Genomic DNA, 25,523 nt, shown 5'->3' on the forward strand with positions numbered 1-25,523 from the left:
AAGGAGGTTGTTTACGACATTGGTTTTTTTTATATTTGGTACATGAAACACATATCCATCCTCGTCCCCAAAGGTGATGTAGCCCTATCTTGCATCGAAGGCTCATTTACAGTGTTTAACAAGGTCAATGACTTTCTGGCCGCATCGGGCAGATCCCCTTTATTCAAAGTGCAGCTGGTGGGCCTTGCACGGGATCCAGAAACCTACCACCGTCTTTTTGCTGTAACACCTGATCTCACACTGGATGAAGTCAGTCAGACAGACCTGATTGTTATTCCGGCAGTGAATGGCGATATGCACCAGGTGATCAGCCAGAACCAGGACTTTTTTCCCTGGATTGTAAAGCAGCACCATAAGGGGGCCGAAGTGGCCAGCCTTTGTGTGGGCGCATTCCTGCTGGCATCCACCGGGCTGCTGGACGGAAAAAAATGTTCCACCCACTGGTTTGCAGCCAATCACTTCCGGAAAATGTTCCCGGATGTACAACTCGTCTCTGAAAAAATCATCACAGACGAAGGTGGTATCTACTCCAGCGGCGGGGCAGCTTCTTTCTACAACCTGATCATCTACCTGGTAGAGAAATACGCCGGCAGAGAACTGGCTATCCTCTGTTCCAAGATGTTCGAAATTGAATTTGAACGCAGCAATCAATCACCCTTTATCATCTTTGAAGGCCAGAAAGGCCATGATGATGAACCTATCCGTAAAGCCCAGGAATATATCGAAAACAATTTCTCGGAAAGAATCACGGTGGACCAGCTGGCGACCATGTTCTCCCTCAGCCGCAGAAACCTGGAAAGACGTTTTAAAAAGGCGACTTCCAATACAGCTGTTGAATACATGCAGCGCGTAAAAATCGAAGCTGCCAAAAACAGCCTGGAAAGAGGTTCCGAAAATGTGAGCGAAGTAATGTATAAAGTAGGATACACCGACACCAAAGCATTCCGTACGACCTTCAAAAAAATCACGGGCCTCTCTCCGCAAGAGTACCGTAACAAATACAACAGGCAAGCCATCGCCAGCTAACTGCCCATCCGGGAGGGGTTTGTACTGTCATGGTGTTGTTATAATGATACCGTATATACAAAGGGACCGCTTTGTGGCGGTCCCTTGTGAATTTCATTTCATCGGTTACAGGTCTTCGTTCAGCGGCTCGTCTCCCGCCAGTTCTTCATCATCGATAGGTGTCTGTTCCGGTATATCCTCTTCTGCTCTTTTTTGTTGTATTATCCGTTCCTTACTATGAGGGTCTTGCGGATGCAGCGTTTCATCTGTAACCTTTTTGTGCTCATTGCTACGGTCAGAGCCGGTTGTCTTTTCTTCTGCTGGCATAAAAAGAGATTTACGGATAAAAATAAAACCGGTACGCTACCGGCCTACCTTGTCATGATAGGCCTGTTCCCATGCATTGATAGCCTCGTCCGGGGTATTGCCGGTGCCGAGAATGACAGCATCGCATCCTGCGCCCAGTACACAGAAATATTCAGGCCCATCGCGATATACATCAGGCATGAAATTCCTGGCGGCAGGAGGGAGTGCCGGATTGCTATAGTCTATCTTTACATGTTCTCCTTCTAACGAGAAATGGTTCATACTTGAGCTGTTTTCTCCACCTATCCGGTCTAAAAACCATGCCGTTGCCACCGATCATTTTCTTTGTTTTATACAATAAAAGCAGGGAAATGTGCAATGCCCGGGACCGCCGGGTACATTACTTTTGCTGTGACAGACGCAACCTTCGGTAGCATATCAGCATGAACTGTAAAAACATAAGGCATATTATGTATTTGTGGAGGTAAACTACCGCTGCCGTAGTTACTGTCAACCTTTTTGACGGAAGATTATCTTTTTATAACAGTTGTAGGTTAATGATAAACCGGGGTATTCCTATCCCGGTTTTTTCATGATTTGGGTAGGTTGTTCCACGATGAAAACCGGCTACAGCCTTGTGTTCTACAAGCGTACTGGTAAATGTGCCCGCTTTTTATGTATCTTCCCGCCATGATGCCCACTGCCGAAAATATGATGATTCAACTGCTGGAACCCCTGGACGATCTTCCTTATGACCTGTTGCTGCTGGCTGATCCATCTAGGGAGATCATAGACTCCTATATCCGCAATTCCCGTGTGTATGTGGCCCTTATTGGTAATGTACGTGTAGGCGTGTACGTGCTGATGCCTTTGGAAGATAATAAAGCAGAAGTGAAAAATATCGCTGTTCATGAAACATGGCAGGGGAGGGGATTGGGAAAACAGCTGCTCACCGATGCCGCGATAAAGGCCCGGGAACTGGGCTTCAGGACACTGGTGATCGGTACAGGTAATTCCAGCGTAGCACAGTTGTATCTCTACCAGCGCAGCGGTTTTGAAATCACCGCCATCCGTAAAGACTTCTTTATACAACACTATCCGGAGCCGATCTATGAAAATGGCATACAATGCAAACACATGATCATGCTTGAAATGCCACTCTGATACCCGATCACAGAAATGGACAGATGTGTGTCAAAATCGAACAGTTTACATAAAAAATATATTTGTATTATTTTGACAGATATACGCGCGTAAGATTGGCGTTGGATATGCAGGCTGGTGATGTCTGTATAAAAAACCGGTATCATGTTTAAAAGTTACTTCCTTACCACGTGGCGCAACCTGGTGAAAAATAAATTTTACTCCCTGATTAATATTGCGGGTCTCACTACCGGACTGGCAATTGGATTGCTGATTCTGTTGTGGGTACAGGATGAACGCAGCTTCGACCGCTTTCACCGGCACGGGGACCAGCTGTACCGGCTGGTGAACAGGGTGGGCACCGGCGTCAGCCGCCATATATGGACCGTCACTAACGCGCCCATTGCGGTGAATGCACAGGCCAGGCTACCGGAAGTAAAAGGCATGTTACGGACAGCCGATAATTATGTTTATTCTTCTTTCCGGTATAACAACCAGCTGTTCCCCGCCAACAAGGCTTTCTTCACAGATACAACGCTCTTTACCCTGTTTGATTTTCCCCTGGTCCAGGGAAACCCCGCCCAACCGTTTACAGACGCACATTCTGTGGTGATGACGGAAAAAGCCGCCCGTAAATATTTCGGGCATGAATCCCCACTGGGAAAGGTGATTGTGGCCAACGACAAAAGCATTTTTACTGTAAGTGGCATTATCAGGGACTTTCCGAAAAATTCTTCGATACAGGGAGAATTGTTCTTCCCCATGCAGTTGCTGAATGATATGTTCCACGCTGGTAAAGGGATATATGCTGACCAGGAATGGAATGAATATAATTTTCGGACTTATCTTTATTTACAGCCCGGCAGTAAAACTGCTGCGCTGGCAAATCAACTGCGCAATATACACCTGGAGCATAAGCCGGAAGATACTGATATCGAATACCTATTACAACCACTGGAGACCATGCACCTGTACAATGCCGACGGCGAAGAAGATGGCATGCAGACAGTACGGATTTTTGCGATCATCGCCGTGCTGATCCTGGCTATTTCAGCGATCAATTATGTCAACCTCTCCACCGCCAGGGCCGTACTGAGGGCTAAAGAGGTGAGCGTGCGCAAGATCATAGGGGCGGAAAAAAGACAGCTATTTATGCAGTTTATACTGGAAACAGCTTTTCTTTTTCTGCTTTCACTGGTGCTGGCACTTGTGCTGGCAGGTGCGTTGATGCCGCTGTTCAACCAGTTGTCAGGCAAAGAGCTGGTCATTAATTATACCAGCTGGCACCTCTGGATGTTGGTTGGGATTACCGGACTGGCCACACTGGCAGTGTCCAGTATTTATCCGGCGCTTATGTTGTCGTCCTTTGAACCCTTGAAAGCGCTCAAAGGCATGTTGGTAACAGGTGTCAGGAATGTGACCTTCCGCCGGATATTGGTGACAGGGCAGTTCGCTATTTCTATCGGGCTCATTACCGGCACGCTGATCATCGGGCAGCAGCTGCATTTTATGCGGACGAAGAACCCGGGTTACGACAAGGAACATGTGCTGACGTGCTGGTTGCCACAGGGAAATGCACACTACGACGCCATTCGCGAGCGGATGCTGCGTGAACCAGAGATAAAAAGCATGGTCAGGGCCTCCGGTAATATCGCCATGCTGGGCGTACAGTCGGGCGATAATCAGTGGGAAGGCAAAGAGAAAGGAGAGACGGTCATGGTGTACCCGCTTAGTGTGGAAAAAGATTTTATCCCTTTCTTTAAAATGCAGCTGTCAGCAGGCAACAACTTCTCCGGTACGCCGGCCGATTCCGGTCACTATATCCTGAATGAAACAGCCGTAAGGGAAATGGGCCTTAAAAACCCGGTAGGACAGCGTTTTAAGCTATGGAAACGGGAAGGTACCATTGTCGGTGTCGTTAAAGATTTTCACTTTGCTTCGCTCAGGGTGAAGATAGAGCCGGTCGTGCTTTATTACCAGCCGGAGCGCAGCGATATGCTGCTGATGAAGACCGGTGGGCACGACGCTCCAGGCGCTATCGCTGCATTAAAAAGGATATGGGAACAATACAGTCCGGATATACCATTTGAATATCATTTCATGGATGAAACATTTGACGACATTTACCGGGCTGACGGACGCACCGGATCATTGTTCAACGTATTTGCCGGTATCGCCATCTTTGTGTCCTGCCTCGGTTTACTGGGACTGACAGCCTATACTGCGCAGGTGCGTACCCGTGAGATTGGCGTCCGGAAAGTATTGGGTGCGGGTGTGAGCAGTATTGTCCGTTTGCTTACATTGGATTTTATCCGGTTGATATTGATCGCCAACCTGATCGCATTACCGGTATCGTGGTGGGCTATGAGTCGGTGGCTGAACGAATTTGCTTACCGTATTCCGCTCAGCTGGACCGTCTTCCTTTTCTCCGGAGTCATAGCATTACTGATAGCGTTGTTTACCATCAGTTTTCAATCGATAAAGGCCGCTATGGCCAATCCTGTCAGGAGCCTCAAAACAGAATAAATTTATTTCCAGAATCCCTGCGCCTGTATGTGATCGCTGGTGCACCCTCTTGCTTTTAATATTTTTCTGGCTGCCACCACCAGGAGGGAGTTGCCCACGAGGTAATATTGCCACGATGGATGTAATGCCTGTTGCTCCAGTTGCGCCAGCAGCGCCTCTGCGGTAGGCAGGGTATCCAATGGCAGTTCAGGGAATGTCTGTGTAAACTGGCGGCGGTGTGCTTCTTCCGGTATCACGACCATTCCTGATATCCAGTTGTGGGAGGCGGCCAGTTGCTGCAGTCCGTTGAAATGTCCAATCGCACTTTGATCGCCAAGCATGACGAGATGAGAGCCCTGCACTATTTTTTGCCGGGTGCCATCTACGCCGATATAGTGGAAAATATCTCCAGGGACAAGGCTTTTCGCCCATTCTACGCCAGGCCCTTCATGATGGGTATCAATAAAAAGTGTACAGGTGCGGAGCGTTACATTCCAGCGTGCCGGCGTATAGTCGCGATAGTGATACGGCGCCACGCGGCATTTGATATGCGGTGGTGATTGCCAGTTGTGCATGTTCACACCTGGCAGGTGAAGGTCTATTTCGCAAAAGCCGGTTGGTTCCCAATGACGAACGTCCAGCACGGATCCTTGCCGGTTAATGGTTTTCTCCAGGAACCCCATGCGGCGTTGACGTAAAGTAGTTGTTTCCATATGCATTCATTTGAATGCAAAGCAACGAATGAATCGGTGCCTGAAAAATAGACAATCAAAGGGAAAGATTGGACAAATCGCGGTATCTGGCCCGGAATGTCAACGGCGTTTCACCTGCCAGCTTACGGAACACGCGGGTGAAATAGGTGTGATCTTCAAAGCCGGTGCGGAATGCAATCTCTTTGGTGGTGAGATCTGTGTAGTAGAGCAGTCGTTTGGCTTCCCGTAAGGACTCCTGCTGTATCCAATGGCTGACTGGAAATCCGGTATGTCCTTTTACCACTTCGTTGAGATAAGAAAGGGAGAGGTTCATTCTCTCTGCATAGGCGGCGGGGCTTTTCAGGGTGAGGAAATGTTCCTTCACCAGTTCTTTGAACTGCCGGGTGATAATAGCTGCCCGGTCTGTCTGTTGTTGGGTGTTGTCATTGGCATGCAGGAATGCGGTGGCCACCATACCTATGTAGGCATCAATCAGGGAGTGCAGCACTTTACGTTGCAGGGCGTCTCTGCCGGACTGGTTGTCGTATTGCAATATCAGCTGAAGGCATTTGGTGAAAGGGCTGATATTGTCGATGGGGATGCACTGTTGTTCCCCTTTGGCATTTTCAAAGATATTGCGCCAGGTATCCTGCACCAGCGGGATGTCTACTGCGAGAAACCAGCCTTTGGCGGTCCCATTGTCTGTATAGTGATGTACCTGTCCGGGTGCGACGAATCCAATACCCTTGCCGGTTGGGCGATGGAGCGCAAAGTCGATCATGAGTTCCATATTACCACTGTCCTGAAGGAAAAAGACAAAATAGTCATCGCGGTGTGGTTCCAGTGTGTCGAGTGTACTAGGTTGTATCTGGGTATATTTTATTTCGATTCCGTTGCCGAAATCGGCTTTATGAATAGGTACCTGTTTTTTCTTTTGTTGTTTGCTGGGCATGATATTTTATTTAGGATGACAGGAGCGCATAGGCTGTTTCGGCAGCCCTGAGCGCTATGGTGGCGTCTTCACCGGCGTTGAGGCTCCAGGCGGCGGAGAGGCCGCCATAGGCGATGATCCAACGCAGCAGCCGTGAAGGCTCTATCCGGGCGGCGGTGCTGACTACCGCTACCTGTTCAGCGAGCCGTCCTGGCGCACCGGAAATTTCCTGGTCAGGATTGCAGAAGATATTGGCGTAATCGTACGCGCGGTCCCCCATTAATCCCTTGGGATCGATGGCCAGCCAACCCCTGGGGCCGCCGTCCAACACATTACCATGATGAAGATCGCCGTGCAGGAGGCTGACTTCCAGCTGATGCCGGAGCAGGTCGTGCGCAATCAGGTGGGCATCACCAAGGATGCCACCGTATTTATCCGCTGCGGGTGCCAGTTCTTCAAACCATTTTTCCAGCGGTATTAGTTGAGCCGGTGGTGGCGCGCTGCGCGGCGCGTGGAGCAGGTCTGCCACCTCGCAGATAATACGGCTGGCGGCTGCATCTTGTCCGTTATGCGCCATCTCTGCCAGTACCGGTGTGCTATTGAGCCGTTCCAGCAGCAATGCAGGGCCGTTCTGCTCAAGCACCCGTGCGGCGCCTATGCCGTTCCAGTAGGCCATTAACAGGCCGCCGCGTTGTTCTTCCGCTTCGAGGGCTATTTTCAGCATGGCGGGCTGTTGTTGGTAGTATACCGGTTGGAGCCAGCAGGCGTAGGTTTTGAATGGCTTACCGTCGGGTTCCAGTTGCCACTGTTGCAAATAATGTTTCCGTTGTTTGTCACCGGCCCTGAAAGCAGCTGCTGTTCTCCATTCCTGCACAGGGGCGGTGTTGTGATGTTTGGACATCCGTTGAAAGGGAGATCGTTGTTAAAAAAAAGTCCCTCCGGCTGGCGGAGGGACAACCGGTTATGCCGGGATATTATCTTTTGCGATAACGGTCCAGTCCTGGCTGCCGTGTCCTTTGGCGATCCAGCGGTCCATTTCTTCCGCGATAGCCGGGATAACAGCGAGATGTGTTCCGTTTTCTGTGGCAGCGTTGATAAACAGCTGGGTGTCTTTGCGGGACATGTTCAGCTCCCAGGATGGCTCATCATAAGTGCCGGAGGTCAGGCGTTTGATCCTTGGTACTACCTGTGCGCCCGGGTTCCAGGAGTTGAACAGGGAATATACTTCATCCAGTTGTATGTTCAGTGCTTTGCAGAGGGACAGCATATCTGAGAGGCCGGCGGTGAAGGTCACCAGGAACAGGTTGCCCATCAGTTTGATAGCAGCGGCTTTTCCTGGCTCAGGCCCGAAGTTGAGCACTTTCCCGGTGAATGGCGCCAGTTCTGGTTCCAGCTGGCTGATCAGCTCCTGGTCACCGGAGACGAGGATGTTGCCGGTACCTTCCAGCGCATTGGCTGGTCCCATGAATACGGGAGCATGCTGATAAACAAAACCACGTTCTTTCCATGTCTGGGTGCGTAGAGCAGCGCCTTCGGCGGAAGTGGTGGTATGATCTATGATAATGGCGCCCGGCTTCAGTCCGGCGCTGGCGGCGGCTAACACCTCATCTACAGACGCGTCATCTTTCAGGGTAAGATAAATCCTGTCTGCTCCTTTTACGGCATCTGCCGCATTTTCAAATGCTTTGGCGCCGTATGCTTCCAGTGCTGTGGCACGGGAGGCGGTGCGGTTCCATACCTGTACCTGCATTCCTTTACCGATCATTGCCCTGACAAAGCTTGATCCCAGCAGGCCCATACCTAAAAATGCTACCATAATGTTGAATTTTTGGCAAAGGTAGGAAAGAGTGGGAATATGCTTTTTACATCTCTAACATCATCAGCTGCATAAAGGCTGCAGTGCTGCTTTTATGCTCCCGTGCAGCATGCAATGCGTCGAGATAGGGAAAGGTGTGGATGTTGTAACGAAACGCGGGTAATTTGTGGCTAAACTTCTTTTCAAGGTATTGATTTAGCTCTGCGTCTGTTTTATGTCCTTCTATATAAGCCGTCAGAAAATAGTACAGGCTTTTGTGTTCTTTTTCCAGCAATAGATGCAGGGCGATGACAAACGCACCATAGGTGATATCATTGCTTCGGGCGATGATACTACCGGCTTTCTCATAGAAAGTGGTGTCCAGCTGTTGATAGTGTTGCGGAAAAAAGATCAGGCAGAAATATTCGATGTTGCTGTTTTCAAAAACGCCGCCGGTGGTTTCGCCGCCGTCCATGTTATGCCAGGTGGCCCATTCCATGAATTCGTTGAGCGGCTGCCTGCCGGCCAGCAGCTCGTTCAGCTGATGTACCAGTCCTTTTACAGTAGGAGCGGTATCTTTGGCGTATTGTTTATAGTCCTGCCACTCGAAAAAATAATCTGGCTGATAAGTTTCCAGCGCTGTCTCAAAAAGAGACACCGGGTCGGTGAACCCCGGTTCATAGGGTTCCGGCTGCAACACTTCTTCCAGGTGGGTAATCAGTTCCCGGGTAGTCAGTTCTCCCTGGAACCAGCGGATGATCATATCGTGAAAAAACGGGTATTGTTTTCCCGGGGTACTCATAGGCAAACAGGTTTATGGGTACTAATGTACGAAAGAAGTGATTACAGGGAGAGCTCGCGGGCGTCATGACCTGCCAGGACTTTTAAAGTTTCCGGCAGGTGGTTGAAAAAGGCTTCCACCGTGTCTTCAGGGAGATTCCGCTGAAAATGGGGCGTATCCTTCGGCATAAACGGATTGGACCAATGGCTGAAAGCGGCATTGTCCGGCAGGTAGAGTGATAGTTTCCGGCAAACGATCAGTACTTGCTGGTGGCCAAGAACGATATGCTCGTCAATTTGGTCCTGGTTGGCCATCCCTGTATCAAAAGACGGATGTTCTTCCGGGATGATGTGCTGTACTTTTTCCAGCACATAATAACTGTAGTTTATCACACAGTTGATACCATTGACCGTATTGCCTTCCATCAAATTGAGATTGATATAGGGGATGATGACATAACCATTGCCCATCCACGCCTTCCGGCTGTATGCTTCGCAGGTATTGATGTAATCGCCTGCATCATAATGTTGTAACATAGGAATAATACACTGATGGGCAATTTAAATTATTTCCGGTCGAAAAACCGCTGTTTATTGCCCGCATTTATCATCACCATAAATGAAGTCTATATAAAATTTGTATTAATTTATTTTATATGTTTTATTATTCCTATGCTTTTAAGAGAAGATAAAAACGGGAAAACTCCCCTAAATCTTTGGCGTGCATGAATTATTTTTGCGATTCCTTTTGAGATATAATCAAGCCATGTTCTTTAGGAAAATCGCTAACTACTGGAATGCTGTCGTTAACACCGGAATACATCCCGGTTTGTCTTTCATTGAAACGAGGAGGACCAAGTTGCTGAACATCGTAGCTATTCCCGGGGTTGTACTGACCTTATATTTCTGTGTCCTTAACCTGGTACAGCATCGTCCTTTGCTGGCGCTGGTGAACTTAATCCATACCCTTGCAGACGTGCTGATCCTGTACCTGAACAAAAAGCGGCGTTACCTGGAAGCACGGGCTGCGGTAATTGTATTCGCTTTGCTCCTGTATGGTATTTCCGGATTTTTTTTCCGGAATGGTGTGGAGTTTTACCTCATTCTTGTATTGGTGCTCATCTATCTCATTTATGATAATAAATGGTTATTAGGTTTCCTTTCTGTATTGATCATATCCGTGATCGCGCTTGTATACTATGCGCCGGTGATATGGGACCTGAAGCCCCTGGTACCTTCCGGCAGGATACTGGCCAACCTGGTGATAGCACTGGGTATGGTGGTCATCGCCCTGATTTATTTTAAAAGCGTACATACTGAATACCAGGAACAGACGGAAGATCAGCGTAAAGCACTGGATGTGCTGAACCGTGACAAAGTGAAACTGTTTTCCGTCATTGCACACGATATCCGCAGTCCGCTGGCCACCCTGGAAGGGTTGCTGCTGATGTTCAGCAATAACCACTACAGTGAGACTGATATGAAATCGGCAGCGGTGGAACTACACCTGAAAGTATCGCAGCTGGGAGAAACGCTCAATAACCTCCTGCGCTGGACGGCCGGACAAATGAAAGGTTTCCACACCGAGCCGGCAGACGTGCTGTTGGCGCCCCTTGTCAATGATGCGCTCAGCACTTTTGAGCCGAACATCCGTCAGAAGGGGCTGAAGCTGGACATGTCCGTGGATGGCCGCACACCGGTATATGCAGATACCAATCAGCTGATGATCGTGTTGCGCAACCTTATCAGCAACGCTATTAAATTCAGCCACCAGGAAGGAACGATTACCATCAGCGCTTCCTCGGACAATAAGAATGTATGCCTGAGCGTAAGCGACCAGGGCATGGGCATGGACCGCGAGCGGCAGGAAACACTGTTCACTTTCGGTTATAAACCCAGCTATGGCACAGCCGGTGAACGAGGTTCTGGGATTGGCCTGGTACTGTGCGCCGAATTTATCCGCCAGAACAATGGGGAAATAACCGTGGAAAGTGCGCCGGGCAAAGGGACCACCTTCCGGTTAACCTTGCCCGCAGGCCAGGAAAAAACACTGGAAGAAATAGAAGAGGAGTGGTGGGCATAAATACCGCCGCCCCAACTTTGCATGATACTGGGTTTAATGGAATATTTTCATAGCTTTGTTTCCAAGGCTAAACATTTTCATCAACCAAACCAATGCCCGCTCACCACGTATACGAGGACAGTGAACTGCTTGACTTCATGAAGTCGGGCAATGAAGCCGCATTTGATGAAATTTACCGCCGGCACTGGCACAGCCTCTATCACAGTGCCTATTACCTGCTACAGGAAGAAGCTCCCGCCATGGATATTGTACAGGACGTATTCGTCTGGTTCTGGGAACATCGTGACCACCTGGTACTTACCACTCTTCGGGGATATCTCCTCATGGCCGTCCGTTATAAAGTAGCCAACTATTTCCGCCGGCAGAAAGTACGTGCCGCCTTTGCCGCAGAATCCATCCTGCTGGCGCGTGAAGAAGGCACCCACGAACAGGCCCTGGAACTGAAAGAGCTGAAAGCGGTCATTGCACGCTTTACAGCAGAACTGCCCGACCGTTGCCGGGAAGTATTCCAGTTGAGCCGCCAGGAACATCTATCTAACCGTGAAATAGCCCGTCAATTGGGGATTTCAGAGAAGACGGTGGAAAATCAGCTGACGATTGCGCTGAAGAAATTAAGGGTGAGATTGGGGAGTATGAGTTTGTTGATGTGATGCTTGCGGTTGGGGCCTATAGCGGATCAGAATGAGATGGTGTTTCCCTCTTCTAATTTTACCTTATACTTATCCAGAAAAATAGCTCTTTGGGAGTTGGAAGACGCTCTGGTGGGGTATTTATCCTGTCTTTTAAAACAAATAATCGCCTTGGTTTCATAATTTGTCAGATCGATATTCCCGTTCCTAAAGGCTTCTATAGTGGCCGCTAATTGTTCCACCGCTTTATTTCGCTTGGCATTTCTTGCGCCGGCACTGCTCCATTTGATCTCAACAAAGAAAAGTTTGTCAGCGCTATGCAGGATACAATCACATTTACTAACCTTGTTCGGGAATAAACACTTATCGGTCTTTATAAATTCAATTTCTAACTGATTGGAATTTTCTACTATAAGTTGATGATCTTCATGAGCACTTACAATTTGCGCTGGCCTGCCATCATCAGCATCACAAACATAGAAAACAGGATCCGTAATAGTTTGATAGGAGCTTTGCAGGCTACAGGTGGATGTGGCCAGGTGCTTACAGTCTCCAAAACGCGCTCTTATGAGTGTTTTCATGAGGTTAGTTTGCTAAATCCATTAATGCATCAAAATCATCGGAGAGCTTGTCTGAAGCATTATCAATGTAATTGTCGATAATGACACCGTTTTCGCGGTCAAAAATGGATGCTGCCCCACCATTAGATATTTGATAGGCCGTAAAGTAGTAAGGGTTGATGTCAGCAGAAACTATGTTGTTGACTTTCTGGATGTGATCCTCTCTGTTCACATCAGCAGGTATAACTGACCGCTTTATTTTATTGGCATAAAGTAGATTATTTAATGCGGAGAGGATATAAGGACTATGAGTGGTATAGGTGTGTATGGATCCATAATCCTCCCAGTATGGCTCTTTCCTTAAAGATTCCAGCTTTTTTATCAGTTCATATTGCGCAATAGGAAACAAATTCAATTCCGGTTCTTCAATTACAAACGACCTGTGTCCACCTACTTCTTTGTGAGCTAAAATCGGAATTAAAAGAGGCAGGACACTCTGAATACCAGAAGCGGCTTCCGTTAGCTTTATACTATGCTCTGTATCCGTAAATATTCTGTCTTCTCCGTTTATATTTTTATAAGTAAGATTTTTTTGCAAAAAACTTAAATCGATGTCTTTAATAAATGCCTTTTCAACTCCCGCACCAAAGGCCAATATATGCTTTGGAATGGGGACATTGTTCAGCATTAAATTCAAAGACGCGTTTTTAATGATATTGACAAAGGTCCTTTCAGCTGGAATATAGAGCGCCGCATTGGTACTTAAATTGGCTTCAGTTGTTTTTATGATTTTTATAATTTCTGAAAATTGTTCTTCATTTAACTTGGCTAATTTTTCGGATGTTATTAAAAATATATCGGACTTAAAACTCTCTTTCAATATCAGTCTAACATGAATGTCAAAAAGAATAAACTTGCTTGCAAGATCACTAATGCTTTGTCTTATTTCTGCCCGGTTCCCCTCAAAATTCTCCTTCAACTCTTCCATCATCTCAATCCTATTAAGGAGCAGTGGAGTATAGGTTATCTTTCCTCCTCTATAGCTTATGGAGTGCAGCTCGGAGATAAATTCTATTTCAGTTCCGCTTTTAAGGAATGAAGAAATATTATATTCTTCTAATACTTCCTGAAACTGCCAATTAACCTCCTGCGGCTCAGCAACAATATCGAATCTATCTTCCTTAATGAACTTCCTCGGGGCTTTAAAAATTGTATATAGCTTGGCCAAAGCGCTCTTGCCGCTCGCCTGTGGCCCAATGAAAACATTCACATTTCTCAGATCCAAATCTACAAAATCAATTGGCCCAAAGTCTTTAACTATCAGTCTGGACTGCATATGCAACTAAATATTTAGTGTAAAATACTGAACTTAATACAGAAATAGAAAATTAACCTGCTCGCCGAATGGATTAAAATTCTCTCAAAAAAAATTTCACTCCCCCTTGGGGGATCGCTCCCATTAAGGTGCCTACTATACAGGAACGTCCTTTATGGAACAGGAAACATTACAGCGTTTATTGGAGAAAATCAGCGATGGTACCGCCACAGAGGAGGAAATAGCCTCCTATCTCCGGTATTGTGAAGCGGCGGAGAAAGCAGGGGAAAGCACCTTGCCTCCCCCCGATACCAGGGGAGTGGAGCAGCGCATGCTGGCAGCCATTCACCAGCGTACCGGCCGGCGGAAGTCACGCCGCATGATGCGTTACTGGTATGCCACAGCAGCCATGCTGGCGGGCCTGATAGCACTGGCAATATACCTGAAACCGGAACGACAGTTCAAACCGGCGCTGGCTACAGCTGTGCAACAGGATATTCCCGCCGGCACTGATAAAGCGGTGCTCACGCTCGCCAACGGCAAAAAGATCATCCTGGGAACGGCCAACGATGAAGCGGTGGCGCAACAGGCCGGGCTACGGGTATACCGGAGCGACAGCGGAGAGATTGTGTACGAAGCAACGGGCGCCGGCAGCGGCTTCCATGAAATCGCCACACCGCGCGGCGGACAGTACCGGGTGGTACTGCAGGACGGCAGTAAAGTGTGGCTCAATGCCGCTTCTTCATTGCGTTATCCGGCTACTTTCACTGGCAGCACCCGGACCGTGGAATTGAAAGGGGAGGCCTATTTTGAAATAGCTGGCAATGCCCGTCAGCCTTTCATTGTATATACGCCATCGCAACGGGTGGAAGTGCTGGGCACTCACTTCAATGTAAATGCTTATGAAGAGAATGCATGTACGCAAACAACACTGTTGGAAGGCCGCGTAAGAGTTAGCGCAGGCCACAACGGACTAATACTAAATCCCGGAGAGCAGGCGAGCCTCTACCACCAGGGCGCCCTGTCCAAAGCGCCGGCAGATGCAAATGCCGCAGTGGCCTGGAAAAACGGGTATTTTATTTTTAATGATACGTATCTAACAGAAGTATTGCAGCAATTATCCCGCTGGTATGATGTGAAAGCAGATCTTAAAACCATTCCTAACATGCACTACAACGGCGTTATCCCACGAAACGTACCGTTGTCAAAGGCTTTGGAGATGCTTGAATTCACCGGCGGCGTAAAATTCAACGTGAACAACAATATCATCAGTGTCAGACATTAAAAAGTAAAAACAAGGAGGAAAAACAATTCGTCAACCAGAAAAAAAGACCGGCCATGCGCCAACATGACCGGTCAGAGATAAGGTAAAACAGTTACCAAACGCTTATTCAGTAAACTATTCTTTCACCTAACCAAGCAAATGTATGAATTTCAGAAATCCATACAAGGGGGTGTTTTGTCCCACCACCAGGAACCCCCGTCACCAGTACCTGACAAAATTTTTAAATGTTATGAAGCTGACGTTTCTGTTGATGACGGTAGCTTTCCTTCAGGTGTCTGCTGCGGCATTTTCGCAGCAGGTGACCCTGCAACTGGAAAAAGCCTCCCTGAAAACAGTGTTCGCCGAAATACGGCGACAGACAGGCTATGAAGTGCTGTTCAGCACGGAAATACTGGAGAAAGCTACTCCGGTCAGTATACGGGTCAAAGATGCCTCCATCGATGAGGTGATGGCGACTGTACTGTATCATCAGCCCCTGTCATACCGGGTGGACGGGAAAATCATCTTGATAGGGAACAAAACATCTAACCCGGTCACTATGCCTGTCATCGTAAAAATGCCGGTCAAAGGCAAGGTGACCAACGATAAAGGGGAACCGCTGCCTGGTGTCAGCATCCTCGAAAAAGGCACGACCAACGGTACGATCACCGACGGGCAAGGCGTATTTTCCCTCAACGTACAGGGCGCCTCATCTGTGCTGATAGTCCGTTTTATTGGTTATGCTCAGCAGGAAATCAAAGCCACCGCTACGATGAACATCGTGCTGCAGGAAGATCTTTCTGCTATGAATGAAGTCGTGGTGGTAGGTTATGGCTCCCAGAAAAAAGCCAACCTCACCGGCGCTGTCAGCTCTGTGAAAATGGATGAAGTGCTGGGCGACAGGCCCGTCAGCTCCGCCTCGCAGGCCTTGCAGGGGGCTGTTCCGGGTTTACAGATCACCTATGGCTCCGGCCAGCCCGGTACTTCCACCGCTATCAATATCCGCGGCTATACTTCCATCAACGGCGGCGACCCGCTGGTACTGGTAGACAACGTACCGATGGACATCGACGATGTAAACCCGAAAGATATTGACAATATAACGGTGCTCAAAGATGCGGCAGCAGCCTCAATCTACGGCGCCCGTGCCGCCTTTGGCGTGATACTGGTCACTACTAAAAAGGGAAAGAAGAACCAGCCTGTCCGCTTCAGCTATTCCAATAACTTTACTTTCAGTTCACCTACCACGCTGCCTAAGAAAGCGTCGCCCCTGGAACTGGTGCGCGCCTTGAAAGACTTTGGCACTAACTCCTACTGGACCGGTCAGAATGTAAACACCTGGCTGAAACTACTGGAAGATTATCAGCAAAACCCGTCTACTTACCCCGACGGCTATACGACAGTGAACGGACTAAAGTACCCGCTGGCGGAAACGGACCTTTATGGAGAGCTGTTCACCCGCGGCTTTGAACAGATGCACAACTTCTCCTTCGGCGGCGGTTCTGAGAAAACAACGTTCCGCGTATCCGGCGGCTACACCGGGGAAGACGGTATCCTCGTTACCAACAAGGACAAATACACCCGTTATAATTTCAATGCTTTCCTCGGCACAGAGCTGACTAAAAACCTCAATGCCAGTGTAAACCTGTTTTATAAAAACAGTAACCGCACTACGCCGGCAGATTTTGGTAGCCTGTTCTACAACGCGATCACCTATAGTTCGTATATTCCTACAGGTTATGGCACCGCTCCCAACGGGGATGTGTTGCCTTATAATACACCGAATAATGTAGTAAGAACAGAACCGGTCAATACCTCGTTTGGTGACGATCTGCGCCTGTTCGGTAAATTGGAGTATAATCCGCTCAACGGCTTAAAAATCACCGGAGAATATACCTACAACAAAAAAAATCAGGACGACCGGCAGATAAGAGGCAAAAATGAATACATCAACGCCGCCACTTACGACCGTCAGTTCCTTAACAATAATACCCGCTACACCCGCGCCAATGACCAAACGGTATACCAGGCGGTGAACCTCTACGCCAGCTATACCAAAGCTCTGGGGCAACATCATGCCACGCTGCTGATAGGTACCAACCAGGAAATCAGTAAACAGGAGAATTTTAACATCAACAGGCTCGATATCCTGAGTCCGCAGGTGCCTTCATTATCTACCTCCACCGGCACGATTGCCGGCGGCGACGGCTTCGGCGAATACGCTATTTCCGGTTATTTCGGCCGTATCAACTACGATTATAAAAACAAATACCTGGTGGAAATAAACGGCCGTTTCGACGGTTCCAGCCGCTTTGCGCCGGGCCATCGTTTTGGTTTCTTCCCCTCTGTGTCTGCTGGTTGGAATGTTAGTGAAGAACCTTTTATGAAACCACTCAGCCCCGTGCTGTCACAATGGAAGCTGCGTGGCTCCTTCGGCGAAATCGGCAACCAGGTGGTGTTTAAAAGAGATAAGAATGGCAACCGGGTACCTAACTATTACCCCTATATTCCCGGTATGGAGCCTTACAACGCTTCCTGGACAGACCCCGCGACCAACATCCGTTATGTATCGCTGGGCATGCCCGCACTCGTGAGTTCCGACTTTACCTGGGAAACAGTGCGTACGCTTGATTTCGGTACTGACATCAGCTTGTTCCGCGACCGCCTCAATACTTCGTTCGACTGGTTCCGCCGCAGCACGCTCAACATGCTGGCGCCAGGCGCCGAGCTGCCCGCTATCCTGGGCGCTCCTGCACCCTTGCAAAACGTAGCAAACCTGGAATCCAAAGGCTGGGAACTGCAAATGTCCTGGAAAGATAAAGTGCGGTCCGTAAGTTATTCTATTGGCTTTAACCTGTCAGACAGCCGTGCTTTCATTACGCGGTATAACAATCCTGCCGGCCTGTTGACCATCAATGGTAGTGGTCAGCTGGACAACTATTACACCGGACAGGAGATAGGGGAGATATGGGGTTTTGTGACCCATGGGTTTTATACGGTAGATGATTTTCAGAAAGGATCGCTGGACGCCAATCTGCAAAAAGGCACGCTGTTGCCCGGTGTGCCCGGATACCGCGGTGTACCGCAAAATCCCGGTGATATCCGTTATGAAGACCTGAACGGCGATGGCCAGATCTTCACCGGCAACAACACCCTGGCTGATCCAGGTGACCGTAAAGTGATCGGTAATACGCAACGCCGCTTCCAGTTTGGTGTTTTCGGTAACGCCTCCTGGAATAATTTCGATTTCTCCTTCTTCCTGCAAGGTGTTGGTAAAAGAGACCTATGGCTCAGCAACCAGCTGTATTGGCCTTATCTCAACCAGTTTGGCACCATGTACAAACATAACCTCGACTACTGGACGCCCGCCAATGCGAATGGTTTTTATCCGCGCGGATATCCTGATGGCGCCGGTAATGCGGACAAAAGCCGTTTTGTGCAGACCAAATATTTATCCAACGGCGCTTACCTGCGGGTGAAAAACATTACGCTGGGATATACCGTGCCGAAACCACTGCTGAAACGTATTTTCATCGATAATATTCGTGTATTCGTAACCGGTGAAAACCTCTTCACCTTCGATCATCTGCCGGATGGCATGGAAGCAGATGCCAGTATAGTGAGCGACGGCGGTATCTATCCTTTCCTGAAGAAATACAGCTTCGGTCTAAATGTTAATTTCTAACCAGCAAAACCAATCAGTATGAACCGTATTCAACATATTGTTTCCATTGCTGCCGCAGCCTTGTTGCTGCACAGCTGCCAGGGCCGGCTGGACCTGCAACCGAAAGACCAGCTCACCGAAAAAACAACGTTTACACAATACGATAATATCAAAGCATACGCATGGCAGTTCTATGAAGTGTTTCCCGGGTATGCTCCCGCGAGCGTGAATAAAGAATATGATGCGGACCTGTTCCTGAATGCTAATCCCAGCGGGGAATCCAACTGGATCTGGCAGCGTATCACCATCCCGTCTGCCTCTGACGATTACAAAGATCCTTATGCCAGGATCCGTGCGGTGAACATCATGCTGGACAACCTGGACCAGTCGCCTATCTCCGCGTCAGACAAAGATCACTGGCGGAGCGTGGGATATTTTTTCCGGGCTTACAGTTATGCCAACCTCGTGAATAAATACGGCGATGTGCAGTGGGTGGAAAAAGCTTTGTCAGATGGCGATGCAGACCTGCTCTACGGCAAACGTACGCCACGTGCAGAAGTGACACAGAAAATCCTGGATCAGCTGTTATGGGCAGAAGCGCATATCAAACCAGCCGGCGACGGTCCCAATACCATCAACGTAAATGTGGTGCGTGCACTGATTTCCCGCTTTGGACTGACAGAAGGTACGTGGCGTAAGTACCATCAGCTGGGCGATCCGTTGCCTTACCTGCGTGCCAGCGCAGATGCGGCGGCTAAACTGGTGAAAGATTTCCCTTTGTTGAATCCTAACTATGATCTGGATTTCAACAGTGAGTCGTTGGCCGGCGTACCGGGCATCCTGTTGTATAAGCAGTACGATCAAACGCAGGTGTATCATTCGCTGGCATCATTGGGCCGTAACTCTTCCGGCCGCTGGGACCTTACGAAGAAGGCTGTCGACATGTACCTGATGACAGACGGACAGACACGCTGGAGCAGTCCGCTGTTTGCCGGTGATAAGTCACCGTACACCGAATTCCGTAACCGTGATAAACGTTTATACTTCACCGTACCACCGCCGTTTAAAGTGCTGGTGAACCATCCGAGCATGAACTGGCAGCCTACCACTAACCCGGCAGACCAGGAGTATTTCCCGGTGATGGCCGCTATCTCCGGTCCTAAAAATAAAACGTTGCCCACGCTCAACTGGCAGGGACTTGTGGTGCGCCAGGAGCCGCATTTTGTGGATGATAACCAGGGACAGCCTTTTAACGTGACGTATACCGGTTACCGCTTTTATAAATTCAGCAACAAGATCCAGATGGTGCAGAACCTTGATGTGAATGATGCGCCTATCTTCCGGATGGGAGAAGTGCTGATCAACTATGCCGAAGCCAAATATGAGCTGGGCGAGTTTGATCAGGGTATTGTGGAGCAGACCATCAACAAGCTGCGTGCACGCGGTGGCGTAGCGCCGTTGCAGCTCGCCGCCATCCCGGACGATCCTACCCGCGATCCAACGGTAACGCCTACACTCTGGGAGATTCGCCGTGAAAGAGCTATTGAGCTGATGGGAGAGTCTTTCCGCTTTGATGACCTGCGCCGCTGGAAGAAAATGGATTATGCCGTGCAGCAGAAGCTGGGCCGCTGGATTAAAAAAGGTACCGATGTATCCGCCACAGCGCCCATTCCTATTCAGAACGGCGCTACAGAAGGATATATCGCTTATGAGAAAGTGCCGCCTGCACCTTTCCCGGACTATTATTATCTTTATCCGATCCCATCCAATCAAACGGTGCTGAACCCCAGTCTGGTGCAGAACCCCGGATGGAAATAACCCGTAAAAATGAACGTGATGATGAAAAAAATCGTTCTTCCGCTCCTGTCAGCCTTGTTGCTGGCAGGGGTGTCTGTGCAGGCGCAGCAGCGTCCGAACATCGTGTTTATCCTGGCAGATGACCTGGGATATGGCGATCTGGGCGTATATGGCCAGCAGAAAATCAAAACGCCCAATATCGACAGGCTGGCCCGTCAGGGGATGATGTTTACCCGTTTTTATGCCGGTACTTCCGTGTGTGCACCGTCCCGTTCTTCGTTACTGACCGGGCAGCATACCGGTCATACTTATGTGCGCGGCAACAAGGAAATACAGCCCGAAGGCCAGGAGCCGCTGGCAGATACGGTGCAGAGTTATGCCAGGATGTTGCAACAGGCCGGCTATGTGACCGGCGCCTTCGGTAAGTGGGGACTGGGCATGGTAGGCACTTCCGGTGCTCCTGACAAAAAAGGCTTCGATGTGTTTTACGGGTATAACTGTCAGCGCCAGTCGCACCGCTATTATCCCACACATCTGTGGAGCAACAACACCCGCATCGATCTGGAAGGTAATGACCTGAAGCAGAAAAAAGTGTATGCGCCGGAGTTAATACAGCAACAAACGCTGGCTTTCATTGAGAATAACCGCAGCAAGCCTTTTTTCCTGTTTGTGCCGTCCATTCTGCCACATGCGGAATTGTCCGGCCCGGATGATCAGTACTACAAACAATATGAAAACGCTTTCCCGGAAAAGCCGTACAAAGGCAATGATTATGGCCCCGGTGCGCTGGTGCCCGGTTACGCTTCCGTCGAAAAACCACATGCCACCTACGCCGCGATGGTCAGCCGCCTGGACGCCTATGTAGGTCAGATCCTCGATAAGCTGGACCAGCTGGGGCTTACGCAGAACACGATCGTTATTTTCAGTAGTGACAACGGAGCACACCGTGAAGGCGGGGCAGACCCGGTGTTTTTCAACAGTGCCGCCGGGCTGCGCGGATTCAAACGCGATCTCTATGAAGGAGGCATCCGTACGCCTTTCATCGTAAAATGGCCGGGCAGCGTAAAATCCGGTAGCCGCAATGCCTTTATGGGCGCGTTCTGGGACCTGATGCCTACCTTCACGGATATGGTTGGGGCACCCAAACCTCCTTACACCGATGGTGTTTCGCTGGTGCCCACGCTTACCGGAAAAGGTAAACAGGCGCAGCATCCTTACCTGTATTGGGAGTTTCATGAAGATAATGGTACACAGGCCGTGCGGATGGGCAAATGGAAAGGTTTCCGCAAAGGCGTGTCAAAAGATGCGCATGCGCCGCTGGAATTGTATGATCTCGACAAAGACCCGGCAGAACAGCATAATATAGCATCTTCCCATCCTGATATCGTCAAAAAAATAGAAGGGTATATGCAGGAAGCACATATCGAAAGTCCGGTATTCCCGCTGATCGCACAATAAAAAGTTATCAAACAGATAAAAACAGCCAGCTCATTCATGGGCTGGCTGTTTGCATAAACAGGTATTTTTTTGTACTATTAACTACGTTTAAAATTCCCGTTTATGCATACACGCCGTAATTTCCTGCAACAGGTGGCCGCCGCCGCCATGGCTATCCCGCTATCATCGCTCGCCAGTCTGGCTGCTGTGCCCCGCCGCGAAGGGCAGGTGCTTAGAGTAGCTCTCATGGGCCTGGGTGGCTATGCCAACCGTGTGGCAGAAGCCATGCAGTCCTGCACCAAAGCAAAGCTTACCGGTATTGTCAGTGGTACGCCTGCTAAAATAAAAGACTGGCAAAGTAAATACGGTATCCCCGAAAAGAACTGCTACAGCTATGATACTTTCGATCAGATCAAAAACAATCCCGATATAGATGTCGTATATGTGACCACGCCGAACGCCTTGCACCACAACAACGTGATACGTGCCGCCGCTGCCGGTAAACATGTGATCTGTGAAAAACCGATGGCCCTCAATGCCAAAGAAGGCAGAGAGATGATCGCCGCTTGTAAAAAGGCCGGGGTACAGCTGTTAGTCGGATATCGGATGCATTTTGAGCCCAAAACGCTGGAGGTGGTCCGTATGCGTAATAATGGTGAATTTGGGAAAATCATGTTCTTTCAGGGGCAGTGCGGTTTTCGTATAGGCGACCCAACACAGTGGCGCCTGAACAAAGCCCTGGCCGGCGGCGGTTCCCTGATGGATATCGGTATCTACGCGCTCAACGGCGCCCGTTATATGGTGGGGGCAGACCCGGTATGGGTGACCGCGCAGGAAACGAAAACAGACCCGGTGAAGTTTAAAGAAGGTGTGGATGAAACGATACAGTTTCAGCTGGGATTCTCCGATGGTGCCGTAGCTTCCTGCCTATCGACCTACAACATGAATAACCTCGATCGGTTCTTTTTAAATGGGGAGAAAGGGTTTGCAGAACTGCAACCATCTACCGGTTACGGTCCTATCCGCGGGCGTACACATAAAGGAGAACTTACACAGCCGCACAAAACACATCAAACGGTACAGATGGATGAGATGGCGGGCATCCTGCTGGAAGGCAAACAGCCGGTAGTGCCGGTCAATGGGGAAGAGGCGCTGAAAGATCTGCAAATCATTGATGCTATTTATCTGGCCGTAAAAACAGGGCGTAAAGTAGACCTGCATCTCGGGTAGCTATCCTCTGAAGGTATTGGGTGCCAATGATGTTTGTTTACGGAAGAAATTGGAGAAGTGCGCCAGTTCTTCGAAACCGAGGCTATAAGCGATCTCGGAGATGCTCCAGTCGGTTTGTTTCAGCAGTATTTTAGCTTCCTGTAATATCCGGTTGCTGATCAGTTCTGTGGTGGTTTTGCCTGTTTGGTCTTTTAATACTTTATTGAGATGATTAACATGTACTGCCAGCTGTCCGGCGTAATCTTTCGCCGTGCGCAGGCCGATCCTGTGCTGCGGAGAGGCCACAGGGAACTGCCGTTCCAGTAGTTCCATAAATAATGATGACACTCTTGCAGCCGCATTGTGTGAAGGGTTTAGGATGCTGACAGGTTGCAGTTTCTGGCCGTAGTGGATGAGTTCCATGACGTAGTTGCGCAGCAGGTCGTATTTGTAGAGATAATCGGAAGCCAGTTCCTTCTGCATTTTTTTGAAGATAGCCAGTATCTCGGTTGCCTCTTCATCGGAAACCTGGAATACCGGTACGCCTCCCGGGCGATAGATCGGCAGTTCTTCCAGTATAACACCGCTTTTATGGCGGGTCAGGAATTCGTCATTAAAAATACAGAAGCAGCCGTCCTGTTGGGCGTCCAGTGGTACCCAGTTGTACGGTATGCGGGGGGTGGCGAACAGCAGTGCGTTTTTTTCAATATCGATGACCTTGTCCGCATATTCAGCGCGGTTTTTCCCGCGAATAAGACTGATTTTGTAATAAGTGCGCCGGTTATAGGGCATCACGTTCTGTTTGTTGACCTCGGCGGTATCAAACACATTAAAGTGGCCTATTTCCTTATGGGCATCTGCCGGTTGCTGTCTTTCTGTTTCCCTGTAGAAATCCTCCAGTGTACTAATATCCATCATGATGTCAGATTTGCACTATCCAAAGGTACAAAAAGCGGGCTGATTTGAATTTTGCAAATAATGGATTGATAGACACAACCAGCCGCAACAATAGCCGGCCTACCTTTGTAATATCAAAAACAAATTTCAATTATGGCATCTCATAAAAAAATAGCACTGGTAACAGGCGGCAGCCGTGGACTGGGAAGAAATATGGCGCTGCGTATCGCTGAAAAGGGAATCGATGTGGTGATTACTTATCATAGCCGTAAAGATGAGGCCGATGCGGTGATCAAAGCCATCGAAGAGAGAGGGGGCAAGGCGGCGGCCCTTCAGCTGGACGCTGGTGACATCAAAGGTTTTCCGGATTTCTTTCAGCGGCTGAAAACAGTGCTGGCCGACACTTTCCAGACAGGTCAATTTGATTTTCTGGTGAATAATGCTGGTACCGCTTTATATAAACCGTTTGCTGAAACAACCGAAGAAGAGTTTGACTCCGTGATGAACATTCATTACAAAGGTGTTTTCTTCCTGACGCAGCAGGCATTGACGTTGCTGAATGATGGTGGCCGCATTATCAATATTTCCTCTGGCCTGGCGCGGTTTGCTTATCCCGGCAGTTCTGCTTATGGTTCCATGAAAAGCGCCATTGATACTCTGACCCGGTATCTGGCCAAAGAACTGGGGCCACGTCGTATAGGCGCTAACGTAGTCGCTCCCGGAGCTATCGAAACAGATTTTGGTCATGGTCATGTGAGGGACAATCCCGAAACCAATAAAGCCATAGCAGACGCCACAGCGCTGGGCCGGGTAGGATTGCCGGAAGATATTGGCGGAGTGGTCGCTTTCCTGTTGACCGAAGAAGGCAGGTGGATAAATGGTCAGCGGATAGAGGTATCTGGTGGTATACACCTGTAACACCTGACGGACATGATTACTGCTGATGCGCCTGATTTGGGGAGATTAAAGCGGATAATAATTATTCAGGTTGATGGATAACGAAACAGCCATGGACGCGTATCCATGGCTGTTTTTATTTTTTTGTTTCCTGTGTGATTTTTTTACTTCTCCTGCGAATAATAAAACAGGGAGATTATGCCGGGTTGACGATTTATTAAGAATCGTGTGACACGTGGCTTGGTCTTGGTACTTGGTCTTATGACTTGATCTCGTACCTGATCTTGTGATTTGATCTCGTGACCGATCTTGTGACTTGATTTCGTACCTGATCTTGTGATTTGATCTCGTGACCGATCTTGTGACTTGATTTCGTACCTGATCTTGTGATTTGATCTCGTGACAGATCTTGTAACTTGATTTTGTAACTGATCTTGTGACTTGATCTCGTAACCGATCTTGTGACCTGATCTCGTAACCGATCTTGTGACCTGATCTCGTGTCTTGATCTTGTGACCTGATCTTGTAACCTGATCTCGTGACCTCAACATCTTAGCCCAGGGCTTCAGCCCTGGGATTACGGGCGCATACCCCCACAACATTATCGCATCACG

The 25,523-nt window shown here is 48.9% G+C and carries 22 protein-coding genes; 11 read left to right on the forward strand and 11 right to left on the reverse strand.

From position 1 onward, the window contains the following. Positions 1–42 precede the first annotated feature (42 nt). Complete coding sequence (locus tag HHL17_RS12670; protein ID WP_169225079.1) at positions 43–1,026, forward strand: GlxA family transcriptional regulator; 984 nt, start codon at positions 43–45, stop codon at positions 1,024–1,026. Between the two features lie 105 nt (positions 1,027–1,131). On the opposite strand, the gene HHL17_RS12675 is transcribed toward HHL17_RS12670, so the two are convergent. Next, positions 1,132–1,332, reverse strand: a complete 201-nt coding sequence (locus tag HHL17_RS12675) for a hypothetical protein (RefSeq protein WP_169225080.1) — start codon at positions 1,330–1,332, stop codon at positions 1,132–1,134. 36 nt (positions 1,333–1,368) lie between these two features. Continuing rightward, positions 1,369–1,593 (reverse strand): hypothetical protein, encoded by a 225-nt coding sequence (locus HHL17_RS12680; RefSeq protein ID WP_169225081.1) that lies wholly within the window; start codon positions 1,591–1,593, stop codon positions 1,369–1,371. Between the two features lie 393 nt (positions 1,594–1,986). Between HHL17_RS12680 and HHL17_RS12685 the strand changes: the two genes are divergently transcribed. Beyond that, a complete protein-coding gene (locus HHL17_RS12685; protein ID WP_206155971.1) occupies positions 1,987–2,475 on the forward strand; it encodes a GNAT family N-acetyltransferase in 489 nt (162 codons plus the stop codon). Between the two features lie 144 nt (positions 2,476–2,619). Beyond that, entirely contained in the window at positions 2,620–4,980 is a 2,361-nt protein-coding gene (locus HHL17_RS12690) for an ABC transporter permease (protein ID WP_169225082.1), read from the forward strand. Positions 4,981–4,982: 2 nt separating this feature from the next. Here the strand turns inward: HHL17_RS12690 and HHL17_RS12695 are convergent, their stop codons facing one another. Genes HHL17_RS12695 through HHL17_RS12720 form a run of 6 tightly spaced genes read right to left on the reverse strand, consistent with a single transcriptional unit; the run spans position 4,983 to position 9,694 of the window. Further along, the gene (locus tag HHL17_RS12695) at positions 4,983–5,672 is read right to left on the reverse strand and encodes an SIP domain-containing protein (protein WP_169225083.1); all 690 of its coding nucleotides are present in this window, start codon (positions 5,670–5,672) and stop codon (positions 4,983–4,985) included. A gap of 55 nt (positions 5,673–5,727) precedes the next feature. Next, entirely contained in the window at positions 5,728–6,603 is an 876-nt protein-coding gene (locus HHL17_RS12700; protein ID WP_169225084.1) for an AraC family transcriptional regulator, read from the reverse strand. A 10-nt stretch (positions 6,604–6,613) separates the two neighbouring features. Then, positions 6,614–7,483 (reverse strand): aminoglycoside phosphotransferase family protein, encoded by an 870-nt coding sequence (locus tag HHL17_RS12705; RefSeq protein WP_169225085.1) that lies wholly within the window; start codon positions 7,481–7,483, stop codon positions 6,614–6,616. 60 nt (positions 7,484–7,543) lie between these two features. Then, on the reverse strand, positions 7,544–8,398 hold the full coding sequence (locus HHL17_RS12710; protein WP_169225086.1) for an NAD(P)-dependent oxidoreductase: 855 nt from the start codon (positions 8,396–8,398) through the stop codon (positions 7,544–7,546). Between the two features lie 46 nt (positions 8,399–8,444). Beyond that, positions 8,445–9,179: a hypothetical protein gene (locus HHL17_RS12715; protein WP_169225087.1), complete on the reverse strand. Its 735-nt coding sequence runs from the start codon at positions 9,177–9,179 to the stop codon at positions 8,445–8,447. Between the two features lie 41 nt (positions 9,180–9,220). Further along, on the reverse strand, positions 9,221–9,694 hold the full coding sequence (locus HHL17_RS12720) for a hypothetical protein (RefSeq protein WP_169225088.1): 474 nt from the start codon (positions 9,692–9,694) through the stop codon (positions 9,221–9,223). A gap of 229 nt (positions 9,695–9,923) precedes the next feature. On the opposite strand from HHL17_RS12720, the gene HHL17_RS12725 reads away from it, so the two are divergent. Beyond that, the gene (locus tag HHL17_RS12725; RefSeq protein WP_169225089.1) at positions 9,924–11,240 is read left to right on the forward strand and encodes a sensor histidine kinase; all 1,317 of its coding nucleotides are present in this window, start codon (positions 9,924–9,926) and stop codon (positions 11,238–11,240) included. Positions 11,241–11,332: 92 nt separating this feature from the next. Next, entirely contained in the window at positions 11,333–11,890 is a 558-nt protein-coding gene (locus tag HHL17_RS12730) for an RNA polymerase sigma-70 factor (RefSeq protein WP_169225090.1), read from the forward strand. Between the two features lie 26 nt (positions 11,891–11,916). On the opposite strand, the gene HHL17_RS12735 is transcribed toward HHL17_RS12730, so the two are convergent. Continuing rightward, positions 11,917–12,450, reverse strand: a complete 534-nt coding sequence (locus HHL17_RS12735) for a hypothetical protein (protein WP_169225091.1) — start codon at positions 12,448–12,450, stop codon at positions 11,917–11,919. A 4-nt stretch (positions 12,451–12,454) separates the two neighbouring features. Then, a complete protein-coding gene (locus HHL17_RS12740; RefSeq protein WP_169225092.1) occupies positions 12,455–13,765 on the reverse strand; it encodes an AAA family ATPase in 1,311 nt (436 codons plus the stop codon). 154 nt (positions 13,766–13,919) lie between these two features. Between HHL17_RS12740 and HHL17_RS12745 the strand changes: the two genes are divergently transcribed. The 5 genes from HHL17_RS12745 to HHL17_RS12765 all read left to right on the forward strand — a co-directional run bounded on the left by HHL17_RS12745 (position 13,920) and on the right by HHL17_RS12765 (position 23,136). Next, a complete protein-coding gene (locus HHL17_RS12745) occupies positions 13,920–15,029 on the forward strand; it encodes a FecR family protein (protein WP_169225093.1) in 1,110 nt (369 codons plus the stop codon). Positions 15,030–15,258: 229 nt separating this feature from the next. Continuing rightward, entirely contained in the window at positions 15,259–18,693 is a 3,435-nt protein-coding gene (locus HHL17_RS12750) for a TonB-dependent receptor (protein ID WP_169225094.1), read from the forward strand. Positions 18,694–18,711: 18 nt separating this feature from the next. After that, positions 18,712–20,490 carry a RagB/SusD family nutrient uptake outer membrane protein gene (locus HHL17_RS12755; protein ID WP_169225095.1) on the forward strand — a complete coding sequence of 593 codons (1,779 nt, stop codon included), beginning with the start codon at positions 18,712–18,714 and terminating at the stop codon, positions 20,488–20,490. A gap of 18 nt (positions 20,491–20,508) precedes the next feature. Then, a complete protein-coding gene (locus HHL17_RS12760; protein ID WP_206155972.1) occupies positions 20,509–21,927 on the forward strand; it encodes an arylsulfatase in 1,419 nt (472 codons plus the stop codon). 102 nt (positions 21,928–22,029) lie between these two features. Further along, the gene (locus tag HHL17_RS12765; RefSeq protein WP_169225096.1) at positions 22,030–23,136 is read left to right on the forward strand and encodes a Gfo/Idh/MocA family protein; all 1,107 of its coding nucleotides are present in this window, start codon (positions 22,030–22,032) and stop codon (positions 23,134–23,136) included. Here the strand turns inward: HHL17_RS12765 and HHL17_RS12770 are convergent, their stop codons facing one another. Next, positions 23,137–24,033, reverse strand: coding sequence for a helix-turn-helix domain-containing protein (locus HHL17_RS12770; protein ID WP_206155973.1), 897 nt, complete (start codon positions 24,031–24,033; stop codon positions 23,137–23,139). It lies immediately after the preceding gene. Between the two features lie 132 nt (positions 24,034–24,165). Between HHL17_RS12770 and HHL17_RS12775 the strand changes: the two genes are divergently transcribed. Further along, positions 24,166–24,930, forward strand: a complete 765-nt coding sequence (locus HHL17_RS12775) for an SDR family NAD(P)-dependent oxidoreductase (RefSeq protein WP_169225097.1) — start codon at positions 24,166–24,168, stop codon at positions 24,928–24,930. Positions 24,931–25,523: the final 593 nt, after the last annotated feature.

This window comes from Chitinophaga fulva (assembly GCF_012927205.1).
Lineage (GTDB): Bacteria > Bacteroidota > Bacteroidia > Chitinophagales > Chitinophagaceae > Chitinophaga > Chitinophaga fulva.

Excerpts from the sequence above, each read along its gene's own strand:
- HHL17_RS12735 (WP_169225091.1), bottom strand. The coding sequence starts at position 12,450 with ATGAAAACACTCATAAGAGCGCGTTTTGGAGACTGTAAGCACCTGGCC.
- HHL17_RS12750 (WP_169225094.1), top strand. The coding sequence starts at position 15,259 with ATGAAGCTGACGTTTCTGTTGATGACGGTAGCTTTCCTTCAGGTGTCT.
- HHL17_RS12760 (WP_206155972.1), top strand. The coding sequence starts at position 20,509 with ATGATGAAAAAAATCGTTCTTCCGCTCCTGTCAGCCTTGTTGCTGGCA.
- HHL17_RS12700 (WP_169225084.1), bottom strand. The coding sequence starts at position 6,603 with ATGCCCAGCAAACAACAAAAGAAAAAACAGGTACCTATTCATAAAGCC.
- HHL17_RS12775 (WP_169225097.1), top strand. The coding sequence starts at position 24,166 with ATGGCATCTCATAAAAAAATAGCACTGGTAACAGGCGGCAGCCGTGGA.
- HHL17_RS12670 (WP_169225079.1), top strand. The coding sequence starts at position 43 with ATGAAACACATATCCATCCTCGTCCCCAAAGGTGATGTAGCCCTATCT.
- HHL17_RS12680 (WP_169225081.1), bottom strand. The coding sequence starts at position 1,593 with ATGAACCATTTCTCGTTAGAAGGAGAACATGTAAAGATAGACTATAGC.
- HHL17_RS12745 (WP_169225093.1), top strand. The coding sequence starts at position 13,920 with ATGGAACAGGAAACATTACAGCGTTTATTGGAGAAAATCAGCGATGGT.
- HHL17_RS12695 (WP_169225083.1), bottom strand. The coding sequence starts at position 5,672 with ATGGAAACAACTACTTTACGTCAACGCCGCATGGGGTTCCTGGAGAAA.
- HHL17_RS12675 (WP_169225080.1), bottom strand. The coding sequence starts at position 1,332 with ATGCCAGCAGAAGAAAAGACAACCGGCTCTGACCGTAGCAATGAGCAC.
- HHL17_RS12725 (WP_169225089.1), top strand. The coding sequence starts at position 9,924 with ATGTTCTTTAGGAAAATCGCTAACTACTGGAATGCTGTCGTTAACACC.
- HHL17_RS12730 (WP_169225090.1), top strand. The coding sequence starts at position 11,333 with ATGCCCGCTCACCACGTATACGAGGACAGTGAACTGCTTGACTTCATG.
- HHL17_RS12690 (WP_169225082.1), top strand. The coding sequence starts at position 2,620 with ATGTTTAAAAGTTACTTCCTTACCACGTGGCGCAACCTGGTGAAAAAT.
- HHL17_RS12705 (WP_169225085.1), bottom strand. The coding sequence starts at position 7,483 with ATGTCCAAACATCACAACACCGCCCCTGTGCAGGAATGGAGAACAGCA.
- HHL17_RS12765 (WP_169225096.1), top strand. The coding sequence starts at position 22,030 with ATGCATACACGCCGTAATTTCCTGCAACAGGTGGCCGCCGCCGCCATG.
- HHL17_RS12710 (WP_169225086.1), bottom strand. The coding sequence starts at position 8,398 with ATGGTAGCATTTTTAGGTATGGGCCTGCTGGGATCAAGCTTTGTCAGG.
- HHL17_RS12755 (WP_169225095.1), top strand. The coding sequence starts at position 18,712 with ATGAACCGTATTCAACATATTGTTTCCATTGCTGCCGCAGCCTTGTTG.
- HHL17_RS12685 (WP_206155971.1), top strand. The coding sequence starts at position 1,987 with ATGTATCTTCCCGCCATGATGCCCACTGCCGAAAATATGATGATTCAA.
- HHL17_RS12740 (WP_169225092.1), bottom strand. The coding sequence starts at position 13,765 with ATGCAGTCCAGACTGATAGTTAAAGACTTTGGGCCAATTGATTTTGTA.
- HHL17_RS12720 (WP_169225088.1), bottom strand. The coding sequence starts at position 9,694 with ATGTTACAACATTATGATGCAGGCGATTACATCAATACCTGCGAAGCA.
- HHL17_RS12770 (WP_206155973.1), bottom strand. The coding sequence starts at position 24,033 with ATGATGGATATTAGTACACTGGAGGATTTCTACAGGGAAACAGAAAGA.
- HHL17_RS12715 (WP_169225087.1), bottom strand. The coding sequence starts at position 9,179 with ATGAGTACCCCGGGAAAACAATACCCGTTTTTTCACGATATGATCATC.